Annotated in this window: 21 protein-coding genes; 4 read left to right on the top strand and 17 right to left on the bottom strand. The window is 69.2% G+C overall.

The features are described 5' to 3' along the window. Positions 1-92: 92 nt before the first annotated feature. The 9 genes from nagB to ABIC47_RS01660 form a co-directional block, all read right to left on the bottom strand. Entirely contained in the window at positions 93-878 is a 786-nt protein-coding gene (nagB, locus tag ABIC47_RS01620; protein ID WP_354476657.1) for a glucosamine-6-phosphate deaminase, read from the bottom strand. Continuing rightward, positions 878-1,774, bottom strand: a complete 897-nt coding sequence (locus tag ABIC47_RS01625) for an ROK family protein (RefSeq protein ID WP_354476659.1) — start codon at positions 1,772-1,774, stop codon at positions 878-880. Before ABIC47_RS01625 ends, nagB begins: the two co-directional genes overlap by 1 nt. Further along, positions 1,771-3,354, bottom strand: a complete 1,584-nt coding sequence (locus ABIC47_RS01630) for a glycoside hydrolase family 3 protein (RefSeq protein ID WP_354476661.1) — start codon at positions 3,352-3,354, stop codon at positions 1,771-1,773. The genes ABIC47_RS01625 and ABIC47_RS01630 overlap by 4 nt, the downstream gene beginning before the upstream one ends. Further along, the gene (locus ABIC47_RS01635; RefSeq protein ID WP_018191872.1) at positions 3,351-4,244 is read right to left on the bottom strand and encodes a carbohydrate ABC transporter permease; all 894 of its coding nucleotides are present in this window, start codon (positions 4,242-4,244) and stop codon (positions 3,351-3,353) included. The genes ABIC47_RS01630 and ABIC47_RS01635 overlap by 4 nt, the downstream gene beginning before the upstream one ends. Beyond that, a complete protein-coding gene (locus ABIC47_RS01640) occupies positions 4,241-5,197 on the bottom strand; it encodes a carbohydrate ABC transporter permease (RefSeq protein ID WP_020076992.1) in 957 nt (318 codons plus the stop codon). The genes ABIC47_RS01635 and ABIC47_RS01640 overlap by 4 nt, the downstream gene beginning before the upstream one ends. A 92-nt stretch (positions 5,198-5,289) precedes the next feature. After that, the gene (locus ABIC47_RS01645; protein WP_089876974.1) at positions 5,290-6,639 is read right to left on the bottom strand and encodes an extracellular solute-binding protein; all 1,350 of its coding nucleotides are present in this window, start codon (positions 6,637-6,639) and stop codon (positions 5,290-5,292) included. Between the two features lie 81 nt (positions 6,640-6,720). Beyond that, positions 6,721-7,905: an ROK family transcriptional regulator gene (locus ABIC47_RS01650; RefSeq protein WP_018191875.1), complete on the bottom strand. Its 1,185-nt coding sequence runs from the start codon at positions 7,903-7,905 to the stop codon at positions 6,721-6,723. A gap of 78 nt (positions 7,906-7,983) precedes the next feature. Beyond that, positions 7,984-8,907 carry an alpha/beta hydrolase gene (locus ABIC47_RS01655; RefSeq protein WP_354476664.1) on the bottom strand — a complete coding sequence of 308 codons (924 nt, stop codon included), beginning with the start codon at positions 8,905-8,907 and terminating at the stop codon, positions 7,984-7,986. Between the two features lie 17 nt (positions 8,908-8,924). Beyond that, positions 8,925-9,452: a beta-class carbonic anhydrase gene (locus ABIC47_RS01660; RefSeq protein WP_354476666.1), complete on the bottom strand. Its 528-nt coding sequence runs from the start codon at positions 9,450-9,452 to the stop codon at positions 8,925-8,927. Positions 9,453-9,627: 175 nt separating this feature from the next. On the opposite strand from ABIC47_RS01660, the gene ABIC47_RS01665 reads away from it, so the two are divergent. After that, a complete protein-coding gene (locus tag ABIC47_RS01665; RefSeq protein WP_354476668.1) occupies positions 9,628-10,419 on the top strand; it encodes an SDR family NAD(P)-dependent oxidoreductase in 792 nt (263 codons plus the stop codon). Positions 10,420-10,507: 88 nt separating this feature from the next. Here ABIC47_RS01665 and ABIC47_RS01670 read toward each other — a convergent pair whose 3' ends face one another. After that, the gene (locus ABIC47_RS01670; RefSeq protein WP_018191879.1) at positions 10,508-11,722 is read right to left on the bottom strand and encodes an NADP-dependent isocitrate dehydrogenase; all 1,215 of its coding nucleotides are present in this window, start codon (positions 11,720-11,722) and stop codon (positions 10,508-10,510) included. Positions 11,723-11,868: 146 nt separating this feature from the next. Here ABIC47_RS01670 and ABIC47_RS01675 point away from each other — a divergent pair, with 146 nt between their 5' ends. From ABIC47_RS01675 to ABIC47_RS01685, 3 genes are all read left to right on the top strand, one after another. Continuing rightward, positions 11,869-12,321 carry a GNAT family N-acetyltransferase gene (locus ABIC47_RS01675; protein ID WP_026307266.1) on the top strand — a complete coding sequence of 151 codons (453 nt, stop codon included), beginning with the start codon at positions 11,869-11,871 and terminating at the stop codon, positions 12,319-12,321. Beyond that, positions 12,305-12,673, top strand: a complete 369-nt coding sequence (locus tag ABIC47_RS01680) for an MGMT family protein (RefSeq protein WP_089876984.1) — start codon at positions 12,305-12,307, stop codon at positions 12,671-12,673. The genes ABIC47_RS01675 and ABIC47_RS01680 overlap by 17 nt, the downstream gene beginning before the upstream one ends. Before the next feature lie 61 nt (positions 12,674-12,734). Continuing rightward, a complete protein-coding gene (locus tag ABIC47_RS01685) occupies positions 12,735-13,160 on the top strand; it encodes a hypothetical protein (protein ID WP_018191882.1) in 426 nt (141 codons plus the stop codon). A 19-nt stretch (positions 13,161-13,179) separates the two neighbouring features. Here the strand turns inward: ABIC47_RS01685 and ABIC47_RS01690 are convergent, their stop codons facing one another. From ABIC47_RS01690 to ABIC47_RS01720, 7 genes are all read right to left on the bottom strand, one after another. Then, entirely contained in the window at positions 13,180-13,479 is a 300-nt protein-coding gene (locus ABIC47_RS01690; RefSeq protein WP_354476672.1) for a hypothetical protein, read from the bottom strand. Positions 13,480-13,481: 2 nt separating this feature from the next. Then, positions 13,482-14,657: an inorganic phosphate transporter gene (locus tag ABIC47_RS01695; RefSeq protein ID WP_018191884.1), complete on the bottom strand. Its 1,176-nt coding sequence runs from the start codon at positions 14,655-14,657 to the stop codon at positions 13,482-13,484. A 127-nt stretch (positions 14,658-14,784) separates the two neighbouring features. Beyond that, entirely contained in the window at positions 14,785-15,084 is a 300-nt protein-coding gene (locus ABIC47_RS01700) for a hypothetical protein (RefSeq protein ID WP_020487543.1), read from the bottom strand. 49 nt (positions 15,085-15,133) lie between these two features. Then, a complete protein-coding gene (locus ABIC47_RS01705) occupies positions 15,134-15,826 on the bottom strand; it encodes a cutinase family protein (RefSeq protein ID WP_354476674.1) in 693 nt (230 codons plus the stop codon). 295 nt (positions 15,827-16,121) lie between these two features. Further along, positions 16,122-17,960 carry a histidine kinase gene (locus ABIC47_RS01710; RefSeq protein WP_354476676.1) on the bottom strand — a complete coding sequence of 613 codons (1,839 nt, stop codon included), beginning with the start codon at positions 17,958-17,960 and terminating at the stop codon, positions 16,122-16,124. A 4-nt stretch (positions 17,961-17,964) separates the two neighbouring features. Continuing rightward, positions 17,965-18,609, bottom strand: coding sequence for a LuxR C-terminal-related transcriptional regulator (locus ABIC47_RS01715; RefSeq protein WP_354476678.1), 645 nt, complete (start codon positions 18,607-18,609; stop codon positions 17,965-17,967). A gap of 43 nt (positions 18,610-18,652) precedes the next feature. Further along, positions 18,653-19,000 (bottom strand): response regulator, encoded by a 348-nt coding sequence (locus ABIC47_RS01720; protein ID WP_018191889.1) that lies wholly within the window; start codon positions 18,998-19,000, stop codon positions 18,653-18,655. Positions 19,001-19,015: the final 15 nt, after the last annotated feature.

Here is a 19,015-nt window from a genome sequence, read left to right on the forward strand (position 1 = left end):
CGCCGTCGAGTACGCGAACTTTGCACGCCCGGGCGGCGTATCGCGTGCAGTTTGTGCGGACTCGAGGCGGGGCGCATGCGGGTGAGGACGGGTCAGAGGGCCTGCCAGGAGGGCTTGTTCGCGTAGGCGTAGCGGTAGTAGTCGAGGTTGCGCAGGCGGGAGGCCGCCGGCTCGTCCACGAGGACCGTCACGTGCGGGTGCAGCTGGATGGCGGAGCCTGGGTTCGAGGCCGATACCGGACCCTCCACCGCACCCGCCAGGGCCTCCGCCTTGCCCTCGCCGAACGCCAGCAGCATCAGATGCCGCGCGCGCAGGATGGTCGACAGCCCCTGCGTGATGCAGTGCATCGGCACGTCGTCCTCCGACGCGAAGAAGCGGGCGTTGTCCTTGCGGGTCTGCTCGGTCAGCGTCTTCACGCGGGTCACCGACGCGAACGACGAGCCGGGCTCGTTGAACCCGATGTGGCCGTCGGTCCCGATGCCGAGGAGCTGCACATCCACTCCCCCGGACTCGGCGATCGCCTTCTCGTAGTCGGCCCCGGCGTGCTCGATGCCGTCGAGCGAGCCGTTGGGCACGTGGATGAGCGACGGCGTCAGTCCGAGAGGCTCGACGACCTCACGCGTGATCACCGCGCGGTACGACTCGGGATGCCCGGCCGGCAGCCCAACGTACTCGTCGAGCGCGTACCCGCGCACGTGGGACACATCCACACCGCGCTCGTGGATGCCGCGCTCGAGCGCCCGGTAGACCGCCAGCGGAGTGGACCCGGTCGCGAGGCCCAGCACCGCGTCGGGCTTGGCGGCGATCAGATCGAGGATGCTGCGCGCGGCGAGCTCGCCCGCGGCGTCCTGGTCGCGGACGACGACGATTTCGGCCATCAGTTCTCTCCTACGAGTGCCGCGCCCAGCGCGGCGACGGGGGTGCCTTCGGGAACGAGGCGCACCCTCCCGGGCAGGTCGAGCGACGCCAGGAACGGCGACGTGCGCTCCCAGTCGTGCAGCACCTCGTGGACGTCGTCGAGCAGGCGCTTCCCCAGGTGGCTCAGACCGCCGCCGATGACGACGGTGCCGACATCGACGGTGAGCACGAGGACGCGCACCGCGGAGGCGATGCCCGCAGCCAGCCTAGCCGTGATCGCGCGGGCGACGGGGTCGCCGTCGTCCGCCGCGGCGAACACCGCGCGCACCGGCAGCGGGTCGTCGGTGGGCCACTGGCGGGCGACGCCCGATCCGCTCGCGACGGTCTCCAGGCAGCCGCGCTGGCCGCAGGCGCAGAGGGCTCCCTGCGGGTCGACGGGCAGATGTCCGATCTCGCCGGCGATGCCCGTGCTCCCGCGCCAGAGCCGTCCGTCGACGACGATGCCGGCGGCCATCCCGGTCCCGAGGTTGAGGAACGCCATCGTGCCGGTCAGGCCGAGCAGGTGGTACGCACCGACGGCCGCAGCCTTGACGTCGTTCTCGACACGGACGCCGACGCCGAGGCGGCCGGCGAGCATCCCGCCGAGCTCCAGCTGCTCGAGCCCCAGGTTGACCGCGTGTGCAACCTGTCCGGAGACGGTGTCGACCATCCCGGGCACGCCGATCCCGATCGACTGGAAGCCGCCCGGTGCGAGGCCGGTCAGTTCGCCGATGCGCGACACGGCGGCCACGGCGGTCTCGACGACGGCATCATGCCCGAACCCGGTCGCCAGGCGCACCCGCTGGGTGAGCGCGCCGAGCTCGTCGACGGCGACCGCGTCGGTCTTGGTGCCGCCGATGTCGATCCCGAGCCTCACGTCCGGCGTCCGAGCAGTTCGAGGAGGGCGCGACCGACCAGGCGGGAGGCGCCGAAGGTCGCGATGTCGGCGTACGCGCGGTCGTCACTGGGCCAGCCCATGTCGACGACCAGCACGCGCTCACGTTCGGCGCGCAGCCGGTCGATGGCGGCTCGGGCGAATGCGTGCCGGTGGTTGTCCTTGCCGATGACGAGCACTGGGGACTGCGCGGCGAGCACCAGGTCGGGGTGGTCGTTCTCCGTGAAGACGACCGCCGGGTTGGCGGTGAATGCTGCGGCCCACGCGGTTCCGGGGTCGGCCTCGACCTCGGAGAACGGCCCCCAGGGCGCCGTCCCGACCGCGATGTTGGCGACTGTGTCGATACGGACGACCGAGTACCGTCCGCCGCCGTTCTCCCGCAGCCACTCGCGCGCGTGCTCGCTCACGTCGAACGCGCGCTCCGCCGCCGCGACATCCGCCTCCCGCACCTGGCTCTGTCCCACCGTCGAGTCCGCAAACTTTGCACGCTCATCCGGCGCGTCGTGTGCAGAATTCGCGGACTCGACGGTGGGCGGAGTGGGCGGGAGGGAACGGGCGAGGGCGCGGACGCGGGCGGCCGCGGCGGAGATGCGGGCCGCGGGGAGGCGGCCTGCCGCAACGGCGTCGGCGATCGCCTGCTCGATCGCGGCGAGTTCCTCGTCGGTGTTCTCGGTGCCGATGCACAGCAGGTCGCATCCGGCGGCGAGCGCCAGCACGGCCGCCTCCGGGATGCCGCGCTCACCGCTGGCGCCCTGCATGTCGAGCGCATCGCTGACGACGACGCCATCGAAGCCGAGCTCGCCGCGCAGCATCCCCTCGATGATCGCGGGGCTGAGCGTGGCCGGGTGCACCGCATCCAGCTGCGGGAGCAGGATGTGCGACGTCATGACCGCCCGGGCGCCCGCGTCGATCACGGCGCGGAACGGGACGAGCTCCCGCTCGCGCAGCTGCCGCACCGACAGGTCGACGACGGGCAGCTCGAGGTGAGAGTCGGTTCCGGTGTCGCCGTGGCCGGGGAAGTGCTTGGCGGCGACCGCGACGCCGGCGGACTGCAGCCCGCGGGTCCAGGCGGCGCCGTGCTCGGCGACCACCTCGGGCGTCGAGCCGAAGCTCCGCACGCCGATCACCGGGTTGTCCGGGTTGGAGTTGATGTCGATGTCCGGGGCGAAGTCGAGGTTCACGCCCGCGCGCCGCAGCTCCTGGCCGACCCGGTGCGCCACGCGCTCGGTGTAGCCGGCATCGCCGAGGCGGCCCAGGATGGCGTTGCCCGGGTAGGGCGAACCGCTCCCGTAGTACAGCCGGGTGACGTCGCCTCCCTCTTCGTCGATCGCGACCACCGCATCCGGGTTGGCCGCGTAGATCGCGTCGGTCAGCGCGCGCAGCTGCTCCGCGGTGGCGATGTTCTGCCCGAACAGGCACACGCCGCCGAGGCCGCCGCGCAGGCGCTCCTCGAGCCATGCGGGCAGTGTCGTCCCGACGAACCCGGGCAGCAGCGTCGCCGCGATGCTGCGGCGGAGGTCCGGATCGGTGACGGCGGTGTGGGCGACGGACGCGCCGCTCACCCCTTCACCGCCCCGCTGACGAGACCGCTGGTCATCCGGCCCTGCACGATGAGGAAGAAGATGATCACCGGCACCGCCACGAGCGTAGAGGCCGCCATGACCTGTCCCCAGTCGGTCGCCCGCGACGCGGACTGCTGGACGAACCCGCGCAGCCACAGTGGAAGCGTCGCGCTGCTCGACTGCGGGAGGATGACGAGCGCGACCGTGAACTCGTTCCAGGCCTGCAGGAAGGCGTAGACGCCGGAGGCGACCAGCCCCGGGGCGAGGAGCGGGAAGGTGATCCGGAGGAACGCCTGGGTCCGGCTGAGGCCGTCCACCATGGCCGCCTCTTCGAGGTCGGCGGGGATGCCGGCGACGAAGCCGCGCAGCATCCAGATCGTGAAGGGCACGACGGCGGCGATGTAGAGGATGCTGACCCCGACGACCGTGTTGAGCAGGCCCAGGGTGCCCATCAGCTTGTACTGGGCGATGAACAGCCCCTCGGCCGGGAGCATCTGGATCAACAGCACGGCGAGCACGAACGAGCGACGCCCGCGGAACTTGAACCGGCTGATCGCGAGCGCGGCCAGGAACGCGAACGCCAGGCAGCACACCACGGTGATGAGGGCGACAGCGACGCTCATCCCGAGCGCCGGGAAGAACGTCCCGCCCTCGACGACCGCGGAGAAGTTGTCGAAGGATCCGCCGAACGGCAGCCACGTCGGCGTGGTGTTCTGCAGGATGACGTTCGGCAGCAGCGACGAGTTCACCATCCAGTACACCGGGAACACCCACACCAGGGCGAGCACGATGCCGAGCGCGCCGAGCAGCACGCGGGAGGCGCGGATGCGCCGGCGGGTCCTTGGCCGAGCCGTCACGGCGGCGGGCCGGGTCGAGGTCGCGGTGGTCACGATTCGTCCTCCTTGAGCAGGGAGCGCACGTAGAACCAGCTGAGCGCGACGGTGAGCACGAGCACGAAGACGCTGACGGCGCTCGCCATCGCGAAGTCGCTCGATCCGACGCCGAGCTGGTAGATGTAGGTGCCGAGCAGGTTGGTCTCGCTGGCGATGGAGCCCTTGTCCTGCAGCAGCTTGATCTGCGCGAAGACGCGCAGGTCCCAGATGATCTGCAGCAGCAGGACGATGCCGAGCACGGGCCGGATGATCGGCAGGATGATGTAGCGCAGCCGCTGCCATCCCCGCGCGCCGTCCATCTGCGCGGCCTCGACGACCTCCGTGGAGACCTGGGTCAGTCCGGCGTAGACGGAGAACGCGACGAAGGGCACGCTCATCCACGTCACGATCACCATTGCGACGAAGAAGAAGGAGAGCGGGTTCTGCAGCCAGTTGTGGTCCTGGAAGTCGAGCCCCCACGAGGTGAGCACGTAGTTGACGACGCCGCGGCGCCAGTCGAACAGCCAGTTCCAGACCGTCATGGCCGCGACGACCGGCATCGCCCAGGCGAGCAGCAGGGAGACCTGCAGGATGATGCGCACGACCTTGTTGACCGCGTTCATCAGCAGCGCCATCCCGACGCCGATGACGACCGTGACGAAGGCGGTGACCAGGCAGAAGGCGATCGAACGGCCGACGACGACCCAGGTGTAACCGTCGGAGAAGAGCGTGATGTAGTTCTCGAACCAGACGAACTCGGCCGGTTTGCCGAACTGCTGGGCGAGTCCGAAGTGCTGCATCGACGTGATCAGCTGCCACACGATCGGGTAGCCGAGCGCGACGAGCAGGATGAGGATGGCCGGGAGCAGCAGGGAGTACGGCGTGAGCTTCCCTCGGCGGCGGCGCGGTGCGTCCCGCGCCGGTGCCGGTGGTGTCGCGAGGGCGAGGCGGGTGTCCTCGGTGGCGGTCACGGGCGTCCTCCTTTCTGTGTTGCGGAGTCAGTCTGAGGGCAGCGACGAGGGCGCGGAAGGGGTGCCTCCGCGCCCTCGCCGATCGCTGAGCGCTAGCTCTTGACGTTGAGCAGCGCGTCGATCTTCTTGTCGTACTCCTGCGCGAGCGCCTTCAGGTCGGACGCGTCACGGATCTTGGAGAAGAACTCCTCCATCACGTTGCCCGCCTCGACCGAGGCCCAGCCGGGTGCGGCCGGGGTCAGCTTCGAGTTGGATGCCGACTCGATGAGCGCCTTCGCGAACTGGTCGTCGCCGAGCGAGGAGGTGTACTTCTCGTTCGCCGGGCCCAGGCCGTTCTTGCCGAGCATCTCCTGGTACTCCTTGGAGAAGATGATCTTCAGGAGGGTCTTCGACAGCCCCGGCTCCTTGGTCTTCGCCGAGATGCCGATGTTGGAGCCGCCCGCGAATACGGGGGCCGGCTTGCCGTCGTTGCCCGGGAGCACGAAGGTGCCGAACGTGGCGTCGTTCCAGGTGCGCGTCGGCTTGCCGTCGTCGCCCTTCCCGAGGTCGCCGATCGACCAGTGCGCCCATCCCGGAGCCATGATGGTGGCCGCCGCGAGGGAGGTGTCACCCGTCTTGTTGCCGTCGGCGTCGAGCGTCTGGTCGGTGTCGTTGAGGTAGATGTACTGGTTCGAGTCCTTGGCGTCGTTCGGCGCCTTGGATGCGTTCTTGTACAGGTCCTGGAGCTGCTGGAGACCCTTCAGCGACTCCTCCGACTCGAGGGTGGCCTTCCACTTGTCGCCGTCCTTCTTGGCGATGTCCCCGCCGTTGGCGAAGATCCAGGAGATGCCGTCGCGCCAGTCCTGGCCGCCGAGGAAGAAGCCGGAGAAGTTGTTGATCCCCTTCGGGTTCTTCGCCGTGATGTCGGCCACGTTCGTGTTGAACTGGTCCAGCGTCGTGGGGACGCTGACCCCGGCCGCCTGGTAGATGTCCTTGCGGTAGAACATGTAGCGCGACCCGAAGTAGTAGGGCAGCGTGTAGTTCTTGCCGTCGACCTTTCCGGCCTCGACGAAGGACGGCAGCAGGTCGCTCCCGCCGAGGTCCTTGTACATGTCGGAGATGTCGAGGAAGGCGCCCACGTTGGTGAAGGTGGGCGACTGGGTGTTGCCCATTTCGGTCACATCGGGCGTGTTGTTGGCGTCCGGGAGGGCCGTGGTGAGCTTGGTGACGATGTCTCCCCAGTCCTGCTGCTCGATCTTGAGGGTCGCTCCGGTCTCCTTGTTGAACTCCGTCTTGAGGTAATCGCGGAGCTTGTCCGGGGTGTCGGAGCCGACGAGCCACAGGGTGACCGTCTTGCCCTTGCCGTCGGTGCTCGCGGCGGTCGAGCCTCCCGAGGCGCATCCGGCGAGCACGAGAGCGGAAGCTGTTGCCACAGCGGCGAGGCCGACGAGCTTTCTCTTCATTGCTGGTTCCTTTCGTAGTGGTCAGTGGCTGCAGGTGCAGCACACCGTCGGTGCAGGGGTCGTGGTTCGGGTGGTGCTGTGTTAAGAGACCCCGAGTTGTCCGGAGAGGACGAGTACGGCCGCGCCGCGGAGGACGATGTCCTGCCCCTGCGTGGTCATCCGGAGGGACAGGTCGGCATGGTTCTGGGCCATGGTCCGGTTCCGGAGCGTGTGGACGGTCGCCTCGGCGAGGGGGCCGTCGAGCAGTTCGGTCGGGCCGCTGAGCACGATCTCCGACAGGTTGAGCGCGCCGACGACGGGCGCGAGGGCGATGCCGAGCCGCTGCCCCGCCTCGCGGAGGATCGGCGTCGCGTCGACGCCGGCGGCCTCTGCCTCGCGGATGCCGCGCTGCAGTTGCGGGACGCTGAGCCAGTGCTCGAGCACCTGGTCGCGGTTGTACGTGGTCTCGAGGCCCAGGTCGGTCCCGACCATGACCTGCCCGATCTCGCCCGCAGCGAAGTGGCTGCCGTAGACGAGCGCGCCGGCGACGAGGAGGCCCGCGCCGATACCGTGGCCGACGCGGATGAGCATCATGTCGCCCGCGGCTCCGCCGTACGTGTGCTCGGCGAGCGCTGCGGCGTTGGCGTCGTTGGCGACGACGACGGGCAGACCCGTGCGTGCCGCGAGGCGCTGCTGCAGCGGGAGGTCGTCCCAGCCGAGGTTCGGCGCCGTCAGGATGGTGCCGGTCAGGTCGACGACACCGGGTGAGCCCACTCCCATCCCGAGCACGGGTGCGGTGGTGGCGGCGACCAGCCGGTCGACCAGGGCGTCGACCTTGGCGGCCGCGGACTCGCCGGTGGCGGACTCGCCGCCCTCGCCGTCCGCGAGCATGACCTCGGCCCTGGCCAGGATGCGCCCGTCCAGGTCCATGACCGCGCCGCGGAAACGGTCGTGGTCGCTGAGGTCCACTCCGATGATCTGGTGCGCCGCGCGGTCGATGTCGAGAAGGACGGCCGGCTTGCCGGGTCGCGCCGACTCCCGCTGGCCCAGCTCGATGACGAGCCCTTCGGCGAGCAGCTCGGCGACCAGGTCGGAGACCGTCACCCGGGTGAGCCCCGTCTCCCGGGCGAGGTCTGCGCGACTGCGCTGGCCATCCCGATACAGGGTCTGGAGCACGAGCGACCGGTTGTGGCTGCGAGCGTGCTCGGGGAGCACCTTGGCGCGCGGCCGGAGTGCCCGCCCCGGGGTCAGTCCCCCGGCGCTTCCCTGCACCTCGGTCGTCGTCATGTTTGTTAGTAAAGCTTACGAACAAATGAATTGCAAGAGACGAAACGAAGTTGTTACACCGGCGATGCGGCCGGACGCTCAGAGCCCTTCCACCCGTTCGCGGAGGAATCGCGCGATGCGCTCCGTCGCATCCTGAGCCTCGGGCGTCCCGAGCAGAAGCGGGAACACGTGCGGGAGTCCCTGCCCCACCACCAACTGCACCTCGACCCCCGCGGCGGTCGCCGCTGCGGCGAGCCGCTCCGCGTCGCTCAGCAGCAGATCGGCGGTCCCCACCTCGATGTGGAGGGGAGGAAGCCCCGCCAGCGATCCGAACAGGGGCGAGGCGGCGGGCGTGCGGGGGTCCACACCGTCGAGATAGTCGGCGGCCAGGCGGGCGAGAAGCTGCGGCGTCGAGACCGGATCCTCAGCGACACGGTCCCGCATCGACTCTCCGGAGCCGGTCAGATCGACCGTCGGCGACATCAGCACGACGGCGGCGGGCAGCGGCTCGCCGGCGTCGCGCGCTGCGACCAGGGTCGAGAGCGCGAGCCCACCGCCCGCGGAGTCCCCGGCGAATGCGACCGACATCGGCGGCGAGCCCTGAGCGACGCAGAGCCACTCCCACGCGGTGCGAGCATCGTCGAGCGCGGCAGGGAACGGGTGCTCCGGTGCGAGCCGGTAGTCGACGAAGAGGACGCGCATCCCCGCCGCCCGGCCGAGTCGGGCGGCGAGCTCCCCGTCGCTCGCGAGGGACCCGAGCTGGAATCCCCCGCCGTGGAGGAACACGAGGACGCTCGTCCGGTTCTCGCCTTGGACATCCAGCCAATGGGCCGCCACTCCGCCTGCATCCACGTCGGTGACCCGCACGTCAGCGGGAAGAGGGTGGAGGGTGTCGCCCGGCACGAAGGAGGCGCGCGCCTCGTCCGGGGTCGGTTCCGCCTGGCCCGCCTCGACAGCGGCTGCGGCGGCGCGCTGCCGGGCGCGCATGACCGCCAGGGCGGCCTCCATCTCCGTGCTCGGCACGTCGACCCTCGACCCTGTCAGCCCGCCGCGGGAACGACGGGGTCCTCGACGAGCACCTCGGTCAACCGACCCGTGCGGACGCCGAAGACGAAGCCGCGCACCGGGACGTCCGGCGAGATCCAGGGGTGCGAGCGGACCTTGAGCACCTGCTCCCGCGTGTTCCGCTCGGCGTCCGTGAACGTGAAGAACTGCGCTGGCGCGATCGGATAGCGTCCGGTCTCGGCCCGCAGGCGCTCGACGAGGTCGTCGCCCGAGAAGCGCGAGAGGCCGCAGTCGTCGTGATTGATGACGAGGATCTCGCGCGTTCCCAGCATCCGCGTCGAGACGATGAGCGAACGCATCGCGTCGTCGTCGATCACCGTCCCGACATTGCGGATGAGGTCGACGTCGGCGTCCGCGAGCCCCATCAGCCGCACCACCCCGCTCAGGCGGGGGTCGGCGCAGGTGACGATGGCGATCTTCGGCGCCGGTGGTCCCGCGCCCGCCGGGTCGTAGTCGCCGGCGAGAGTGGCGTTGGCGCGCAGCGCGTCGTCGGTGATGCTCATGGTCGCAGCTCCTTCTGTCGTGAGGGTCACGTCCGGATGCGACGGCTCGCCGGGGCGTGCGGTGGCCACGATACGACCGCCGGTCGCCGTGCCGCGCGGGGGTTTCCCGCCAACCTCAGACGCAGGCCCGCGGCGGGTGAGGGGTTCGCGCCGCGGCCCGGGCTAGGCTCCCCCCATGGTCACAGAAGCCCCCACCGCATCCACCCGCGCCCCGTTCGCGCTCACCGGTTCACGCGCCCTCGTCACCGCCGCCAGCCGCGGCCTCGGCCGTGAGATCGCGCTCGAACTGGCCGGCCAGGGCGCCGACGTCGTGCTCGGCGTCCGCGACCCCGGCGGCTCGGCCGGGCTGGTCGACGAGCTGCGCGCGTTCGGCGTCGACGCGGTGGCGATCCGGATGGATGTGCTCGATCTGGACGCCTGCCGCGCGGCCATCGACGCGGTGACGGAGGAGGGCGGTCCGATCGGCATCCTCGTCAACAACGCCGGTGGCGGGATCGACTCCCCCGCCTTCGAGGTCACCGAGCACGACTTCGACCACGTCTGGCAGCTCAACACGCGCTCGACGTTCTTCCTGTCGCAGCACGTCGCGAAGAGCATGCGGGAGAACGGAGGCGGCGCGATCGTGAACGTCGCGTCGCAGGCCGGGCTCGTAGCGCTGCCCGGCGAGGCGTCCTACTGCGCGGCGAAGGCCGCCGTCGTCCACCTGACGCGCTGCCTGGCCGTCGAGTGGGGAGAGTACGGCATCCGCGTCAACGCGGTCGCGCCCACCTTCATCGAGACCGACGGCACCGCCTCCGCACTCTCGGACGACGCCTTCCGTGCCGACACCGTGGAGCGCATCGCCGCGCTCCACCGCATCGGCGAGCCGCGCGAGGTCTCCGGCGCGGTCGCGTTCCTGGCGTCCCCGTCCGCCTCCCTGATCACCGGCCAGACCCTCGCCATCGACGGCGGCTGGACCGCCCGCTGACCCGCTGCTGACCCCTTAACGATTCGTGCCGAATGTGCGTTCTCGCGTCGCGATAGCGCACATTCGGCACGAATGTGTCAGAGGGGGATCAGCCCAGGCGCGCCTTCAGGTTCTCGCTGATGGCGTCCAGGAACTCCTCCGTCGTGAGGAACTTCTGCTCCGGGCCGACGAGGAGCGCGAGGTCCTTCGTCATCTTGCCTTCCTCGACCGTCTTCACGACGACGTCCTCGAGGGTGTGCGTGAAGTCGATGAGGTCCTGATTGCCGTCGAGCTTGCCGCGGTGCGCGAGGCCGCGCGTCCAGGCGAAGATCGAGGCGATCGGGTTCGTCGAGGTCGGCTTGCCCTGCTGGTACTGGCGGTAGTGGCGCGTCACCGTGCCGTGTGCGGCCTCCGCCTCGACGACCGAGCCGTCCGGCGTGGTCAGCACCGAGGTCATCAGGCCGAGCGACCCGAAGCCCTGCGCGACGGTGTCGGACTGCACGTCGCCGTCGTAGTTCTTGCAGGCCCAGACGTAGCCGCCCTCCCACTTGAGGCTGGAGGCGACCATGTCGTCGATGAGGCGGTGCTCGTAGGTGAGGCCGGCCGCGTCGAACTTCTCCTTGTACTCCGTGTCGAAGACCTCCTGGAACAGGTCCTTGAAGCGGCCGTCGTAGGCCTTCAGGATCGTGTTCTTGGTCGACAGGTACACCGGGTACTGACGGTCGAGGCCGTAGTTGAACGACGCGCGCGCGAAGTCGCGGATGGACGCGTCCTGGTTGTACATGCCCATCGCGACACCGGCGCCGGGCGCCTGGTAGATCTCGAAGGACTGGGCCTCGCCGCCGTCGGCCGGCTGGAAGCTCATCGTGAGGGTGCCCGGGCCGTCGAACGTGAAGTCGGTGGCGCGGTACTGGTCGCCGAAGGCGTGACGGCCGATGACGATCGGCTTGTTCCAGCCGGGGACCAGTCGCGGGATGTTGGAGATGATGATCGGCTCACGGAAGACCACGCCGCCGAGGATGTTGCGGATCGTGCCGTTCGGGCTCTTCCACATCTTCTTCAGGCCGAACTCCTCGACGCGCGCCTCGTCGGGCGTGATGGTCGCGCACTTCACGCCGACGCCGTGCTTCTGGATGGCGTGGGCCGCGTCGATCGTGATCTGGTCGTCGGTCTCGTCGCGCTTCTGGATGCCGAGGTCGTAGTACTCGAGGTTCACATCGAGGTACGGGTGGATGAGAGAGTCTTTGATGGCCTTCCAGATGATGCGTGTCATCTCGTCGCCGTCGAGTTCGACGACCGTTCCGTCAACCTTGATCTTGTCCATGGTTCTCCTGGGGTGTCTGCCGTTTTACGCCGACGACAGCTTACCCGAGCGCGACAACTATCTTGACATCGAGACATTTTCTCTCGGCGGATCGTCGGGTGCCGCGCGACTATGCCCCGGTCACCCGCGCACGTTACCCTTTCGTCATGGCTGAGTTGAGACTGGAAGAGTTGAGCGCGCGGACCGTTGTGGCGGCGAACGCGCTCACGCTGAAGCCGGGCCAGGAGCAGTTCATCGCTCCGGTCTCCTACTCGGCCGCGGCCGCGGTCGCCGACCCGAACACCTCGTGGCAGCGCGTCGTGCTCGACGGCGACGAGGTGGTCGGCTTCATCATGGGCAACTTCGACCCGAACGCCGAGCACGAGGAGTTCAAGGCGATCCTCTGGCGTATCAACGTCGACGCCGACGACCAGGGTCGCGGCATCGGGACGTTCGCCGTGCGGGCCCTCGCCGACGAGGCGCGCGCACGCGGACACCAGCGTCTCTACGTGATCTGGGAGTCGGGCGAGCTCGGACCGGAGCAGTTCTTCCTGCGCAGCGGCTTCCAGCCGGTCGGCGAGACCCAGTACGGCGAGACGATCGGTGCCCTCGATCTCTGACCGGGAACCCGACCAGGAGGACGCGGCGAGCGCATCCTTCGTCGAGCGGGTGCTCGAGGTCGTGGATGCGATCCCACCCGGGCTCGTGATGACCTACGGGGATGTGGCAGCGACACTGGGGTCGCGCGCGGCCCGGATGGTCGGCCAGGTCATGGCGTACTACGGCTCGGACGTGCCGTGGTGGCGGGTCGTGCGGGCCAGCGGGCACCCTGCCGTGGGCCACGAGCACATCGCGTTGCAGCACTACCGCGCGGAGGGCACTCCCCTGCTGGGCGGCGGAAAGACGCCGTACCGGGTAGATTTACGGGCGGCCCGCCTCGACGACGCGCGGAATCATCCCTCCGACCGATGAACCACTCAGTTCCGTAGTGTTCACTCGTAGGAGATCCTTGTCCCTTTCCCCTGGAGCTGCCGTGCCCCGCATCCGAACCGCCGGAGTCATCGCGACGACGTCCGCACTCGCCCTGGCTCTGTCCGGATGCTCGGTGCTGACCGCGTTCGAGCCTCACGTCGACTCGGCGATCTGGGATACGGCGAAGGAGATGAAGGCCTCGAACACGGCCCTCATCGGTTCGCCGACCTTCGTGCCGGATGACGCCACGGTCATCCGCGTCGACTACGACACCCAGAACGGGTCGGCGATCATGACCTACACGTCGAAGACCCTCCTCGCGCCGAACGTGTGCTCCGGCTCCGTCGCGACGCCGAAGCCCCCTATCGAGGACAGCTGGTGGCCTGTTCAGGGCATCCCGCCCGAGTCCTCCAAGTGCCCGAACGGATGGGCCGCCTTCGGGATCGGTCAGCAGGTGTGGGCGGTCAAGTCACCGACAAAGAAGTAGCGCCGGGCCCACTGCGTCGTCAGTGGAACTGCGGGACGATCAGCCAGATCCCGTAGACCACAGCGGCGACGCCGATGGCGAAGCACACGACCGCTCCGACCGTCGCGGCGAGCGGACGCCGCCCTGTCCGGACGCTCGCCGCTCCCTCGTCGGCGTCGAGCGGAGCCCCGACGGCCAACAGCCGCAGGGCCGTCGCGTAGCTGATGACGACGACCGTCGTCGCCGCGAAGGCGACCAGCAGCACCACGACGAACGACCCCCAGTCCACTCCGAGGAACGATCCATCGGGTGCCGCCGTGTGCGCGATGAGCTGTCGCATCCTCATCCCTCCTGTCCGGCGCCGACGGACGCCGTCGCGCGCGAGCCGGACGCGTCGTCCTCGGCCTCGTCGCCCTCGTTGACGTTGTGCCGGGTGACCGGGTTGCGGCGCGACAGCGCCCACAGTCCGAGACCGGCGAGGAGCCCGACCACGGCGACGCCGATGAGCCCGACCAGGCTGGCGGAGGCGATCCAGGCCGCCAGCCCGCCGACGAGTGCCGCGGCGGGCAGCGTCACCACCCAGGCCGTCGCGATCCGTCCGACGACGCCCCAGCGCACCGAGGCGAGCTTCTTGCCGAGGCCGCTGCCGACCACGGCGCCCGACGTGACCTGCGTTGTGGAGAGGGCGAAGCCGAGGTGCGACGAGACCAGGATGGTGGCCGCGGACGACGTCTCGGCCGCGAAGCCTTGCGGCGCTTTGACGTCGGTGATCCGCTTGCCGACGGTGCGCATGATGCGCCAGCCGCCGAGGTAGGTTCCGAGCGCGATCGCCAGGCCGCAGGAGACGATCACCCAGAACGGCGGCGCACTCCCGGAGCTCAGGTAGCCGGCGGCGATCAGCGTCAATGTGATGACACCCATGGTCTTCTGGGCGTCATTCGTGCCGTGCGCGAGCGAGACCAGCGAGGCAGACACCGTCTGGCCGTGCCGGAATCCGGCCTCCGCCCCGTGGACCCGCGCGTTACGGGTGATGCGGTAGGCCGCGAAGGTGGCCACCAGGGCGACGCCTCCCGCGACCAGGGGCGACAGCAGGGCGGGGACGATGACCTTGCTCAGCAGCACGCCCCAGTCGACGGCTCCGAAGCCCGCCCCGATCACCGCGGCGCCGATCAGGCCGCCGAACAGCGCATGGGTCGAGCTCGACGGCAGACCGAAGTACCAGGTGACCAGGTTCCACAGCACCGCGCCGACCAGCCCGGCGAAGATCATCGTCGGGGTGATGTCGACACCCGACGACCCCTCCTTGATGACGCCGCCGGAGATCGTCTGGGCGACCGCGGTCGACAGGAACGCCCCGACCAGGTTGAGGACGGCCGAGATGAGCACGGCCGTCCGGGGCTTGAGTGCACCGGTGGCGACGGAGGTCGCCATCGCGTTGGCGGTGTCGTGGAAGCCGTTCGTGAAGTCGAAGACGAGGGCGACGACGATCACGGCGACGACCGTGACGAGGATGTCCATCGGCGGTCCTTCCGGAAAGGGGACGGACGCTCGCTGCGCCCACCCCCTGAGTACGCCGATCCCCGCCCGCCTTCGTGAACGGCGGATGAATTCTGGTCAGGGACCCTGCACCGGGATGGTGAGCGACCTACGGAAGGAGTTCCGCGGTGATCGCGGCCGAGATGAGAAAGGCGACGACGATCCCACCGATCACGGGGAGGGGGATCCACCACACGCGCCTGGACCGGCCGAGGCGGTAGATCATCACGAGGATGAAGATCACCCCGGCAACCGTGGTGCTCGGCGTGATGAGACCGACCACCCACAGCGCACCATAGTCGCAATCGGTTGCTGGTCCGCAGGCTGCGACGCCCATATCGAGTAGTGCGATGGCACCGGTGAGTACGCCTCCTATGAAGACAGCGAGGACGCTCAGGACGATCGCCATCGCGGCATCCGCGCTGCTCGGGCGCGTTGTCTTCTGCACCTGACCGCTCCTATTCATTCGACGTGATCTTCTGGTAGATGAATCCCCACGCTTCCGCCATCGCGCTCGACTTCCAGTAATTGCGATGAATCGTCATGCCATTGGGAAACGCGGATTGACAGAATGCGTCGCCTTCAAAACACCATTCGCGCACAATCGGCTGTTGCGTCCGGGCCGTGTAATTCGAGTTCCAGGCGAGGGCCGTCCACGCGCTGAGCTTGCCAGCATCAGCGGGAAAGAGTCCGGCAGTGGTCCGCGCCTGGTTGGGTGCGTTCCAACTCTGACCCGGCCGAAACGACGGGCTCGCGAGCAAGACGACCGCTTTAATGTGCGCCCTGGCGGCGGGCGACAAGGCGACGGTGGTGAAGGCTGGCGGATTCGATGCGGACAACATGTTGCTGATGACGTGCGCCCCCTGCGAGTAGCCGACCAGCAGAATATTCGTGCTCGGGCAGCTAGTAGCCAGGTTCTCCACCTCGGCGGCAAGGCGCACCACACCGGCGTTGACGCTGTTGATGTAGGTAGTGAATGGTGCCTGGTAGGCCGTCGCCGGGTAATTCAGGGCCTCGACGTAGATGGGAAGGTTCTTGTCTGATCGGGCATCGTTCGCGATGGAGTCGACTGCGTCGCCGAGGCCTCCTGATGCGTAGGTACGGCCACCATTGGCGCTTCCCGAGCCAGCGGGTTCATCTGTGCCACGCACGCCGATCAACCTCGAGAATGCGCACCTCGAAGCAGGCACTCATGCCGAGGCGGAGGTGGCGGACAGGCTAGCCATGAGACCAGGGCTGGCGATAGCGGCGATGACAATTCGAGTGATCTGAGCAGCTCCGCTCATGGCGTCTCGCTTCCGGATACGAGGCGTCCGTCGTATCGGAACACCTGCTTATCCCTTGAGACGCGAATCCCAGGGTCGCTATGACGCTGAGATTGCTGTTATTGCCGCAGGGCCAGCGTCAACCGGGTCGGGGTCGCGGGCATGAGACGGTGCAACCGGGTCAGGAACCCTGCACCGGGATGGTGAGCTCGATGATCGTGCCGAGGCCCTCGACCGAGCGCACCTCCGCCCGGCCGGACACCGCCTCCACCCGGTCGCGGAGGCCCTCGAGGCCACCGCCCGGCTCGATGCGCGCGCCGCCCTGGCCGTCATCCTTCACGATGACCGTGACCGTCGCGTCCGCTCGCGAGACCATGACGGTGCACGTGCGTGCCCGCGCGTGCTTGGCGGCGTTGGCGAGGGCTTCCGAGACGCAGTAGTAGATGGTCTCCTCGACCACCTCGGGAAGCCGCTCGGCGATGTCGACGCGGACCTCGACGGGTACGTGGCTCCGCAGTCCCAGCTCCTCGATCGCCGAACGGAGGTCGCCGTCGGTCAGCACGGTGGGGTGGATGCCGCGGGCGAGCTCCCGGAGCTCGCGGAGGGCGTCCGCGAGCTGCTCGGAGGCGCGCTGCAGGTCGCCCGCGAGCTCCTCGTCACCGTGCGCCTCGGCCTTGGACGTCGCGATGCGGAGGCTGATGGCCAACGACACGAGTTGCTGCTGGCTGCCGTCGTGCAGGTCGCGTTCCAGCTTCCGGCGGGCGAGGTAGCCCTCCTCGACGATGCGCAAGCGCGACTCCCGCAGCTCCTGGATGGTGCGCTCCAGCCTCCCGCGCAGCCGGTCGTTGTCGACCGAGAGCAGGAGGGCCGAGGAGACGGCGTCGAGCAGGCGGTCGTCCTGGCTGAGCGCCACATCGTGCTCGATCAGGGCGATCGGTCCCTGGTCGGAGTCGATCGCGAGCACCGAGCGTCCCGGCCGGTCGGTCAGGCCGGCTTCTGGCACCGGCTTGCCGTCGCTGGTCTGGTAGCTCTGCAGCGGTTCATCCCACCAGAACACGCGCAGGGATCCGTCGTGCAGCATCCGTGCGAGGCTCGACTCCCAGAGACCGCGGTCGACCTTGTCGCGCGCGACGATGACGAGGTCCGCCATCCGCGAGCGCAGTCCCCGCGCGTAGAGCACACCGCCGACGAACGCCGGAGGGATGAGCGCGATCGCGACCGGCGGGATGAACTGCAACCATCCGCTGTCCCAGCCGAACGCGAAGCTCAGCGAGTCCTGCACCGTGCCGTAGCACCAGAGCAGGATGGCGAGCGGCATCACGAAGGCCACCCGGCGGGCCGGGAGGGAGCTGGTGAACCAGCGGGCGATCAGGCGGGCCGCCACGGTCAGCATGAGGGCGAGGCCGACGAACCGCCACGCCAGCCCCAGCCAGTAGTCGGCCGTGTCGCTGGGGAGCACGGCGTACGGGTTCATCACGCAGCCGCACTCGGACGGCTCCGGCGACGAGAACAGCAGGGTGCCGCCGAGACGCACCGCGAAGGCGATCGAGATGGCCAGCAGGATGGCGCGGTCGAAACGCGCGACCAGCCTCCCCGTGGGGTAGCACAGCACGAGGAGCCCGACCAGCACCGCCCACAAGTCCGTCACGCCCTGCACCCATGGCCACACCCAGCCCCACTGACGGACCAACGGGTACCAGGCGCCCGCCGACCAGAAGAAGGCGGCTCCGACCATGAGCCAGCCGGGGATGGGGCTCCGCACGATCCGCCAGGCGATCACCGCGCAGACGACGTAGACGACCGCGACGGAGATGAAGACGATGGCCCAGCCGACGCCGGAGGGACGCGGCCCGTAGTCGCCGGTGATCGCGCTGAGCACCTGGGCCGTGACGTTCGACGCGATGGTGACGGTCACGGCGAGCGCGCGGAGGATCAGCCGGCCCGCACCTGGCCGTGCGGGGGCGATGCCCACGTCGCCGGTGCGCGCGACCTCCGGATGCGCCGGGAGCGCGGCATCCATGGGGTCAGGCGTCCCGGCCGAGGAAGCGCAGCACCGCGAGCACCCGCCGGTGGCCCTCGGCGGAATCCTCCACGCCCAGCTTCGCCATGATGTGCCCGATGTGGGATTCGACGGTGCGGAGGCTCAGGTGCAGTTCGCTCGCGATGCCGACGTTCGACTTGCCCTCCGCCATCAGCCGTAGAACATCGCGTTCTCGGGAAGAGAGCGACTCGACCGTCGCCTCCGATGACCGTGCGGTGACGAGCAACTGCACGACTTCCGGGTCGACCACCGAGCCGCCGCGTGCGACGGTGCGGACGGCGGTGACCAGGGTGTCGGCGTCGGCGACGCGGTCCTTGAGCAGGTATCCGGTGCCACTGCCGGCGCCCATCGCCCGGATCGCGTACGACGCGGTGGTGTACATGGAGAGAAGCAGGATGCCGGCGCGCGAACCGCTCGCACGCAGACGCTCCAGAGCGCGCAGGCCCTCGTCGGTGTGGGTGGGCGGCATCTTGATGTCGAGCACGATCGCGTCCACATCACCGTCGGCCGCGACGGCGCGCAGAAGTTCCTCGGCGGTGTCCACCGAGGCGACGACCTCCATACCGCCCGCGCGCAGGATCTGTCCGATCCCCTCGCGCAGCAGCACTGCATCGTCGGCGACGGCCACTCTGAGCGCGCGAGACTCTACAGTCTGTCCCCCGCTCACGCGCTTACCTTAGCAGGGTGCGGATCGCCTCACCGGTCAGCTCGTCTTTGTTGATGAAACCCTCCGCGCCGCTGTCGGCGACGCGCCTTCCGTAGTCGGTCGCCGACCGGCTCGACGTGAGCACGACGGCGGCGCCCGTCGCCCGCATCGCGGGCACGATATCGAAGCCGCTGGCGTCGGGCAGACCGACGTCGAGCAGCACGACGTCGGGGGCCAGGCGGCGGCTCAACTCGATGCCGCCGGCGGCGGTCGCACTGTCGCCGACCACCATGAAGCTCTCCAGGCGGAGCAGCTCCGCCGCCTGTTCGCGGAACCGCTCGTGGTCGTCGACGATCACAACGCGGAGGTACATGGCACCATCATCTCC

Source organism: Leifsonia sp. 563 (genome assembly GCF_040545055.1).
Classification (GTDB): Bacteria; Actinomycetota; Actinomycetes; order Actinomycetales; family Microbacteriaceae; genus Leifsonia.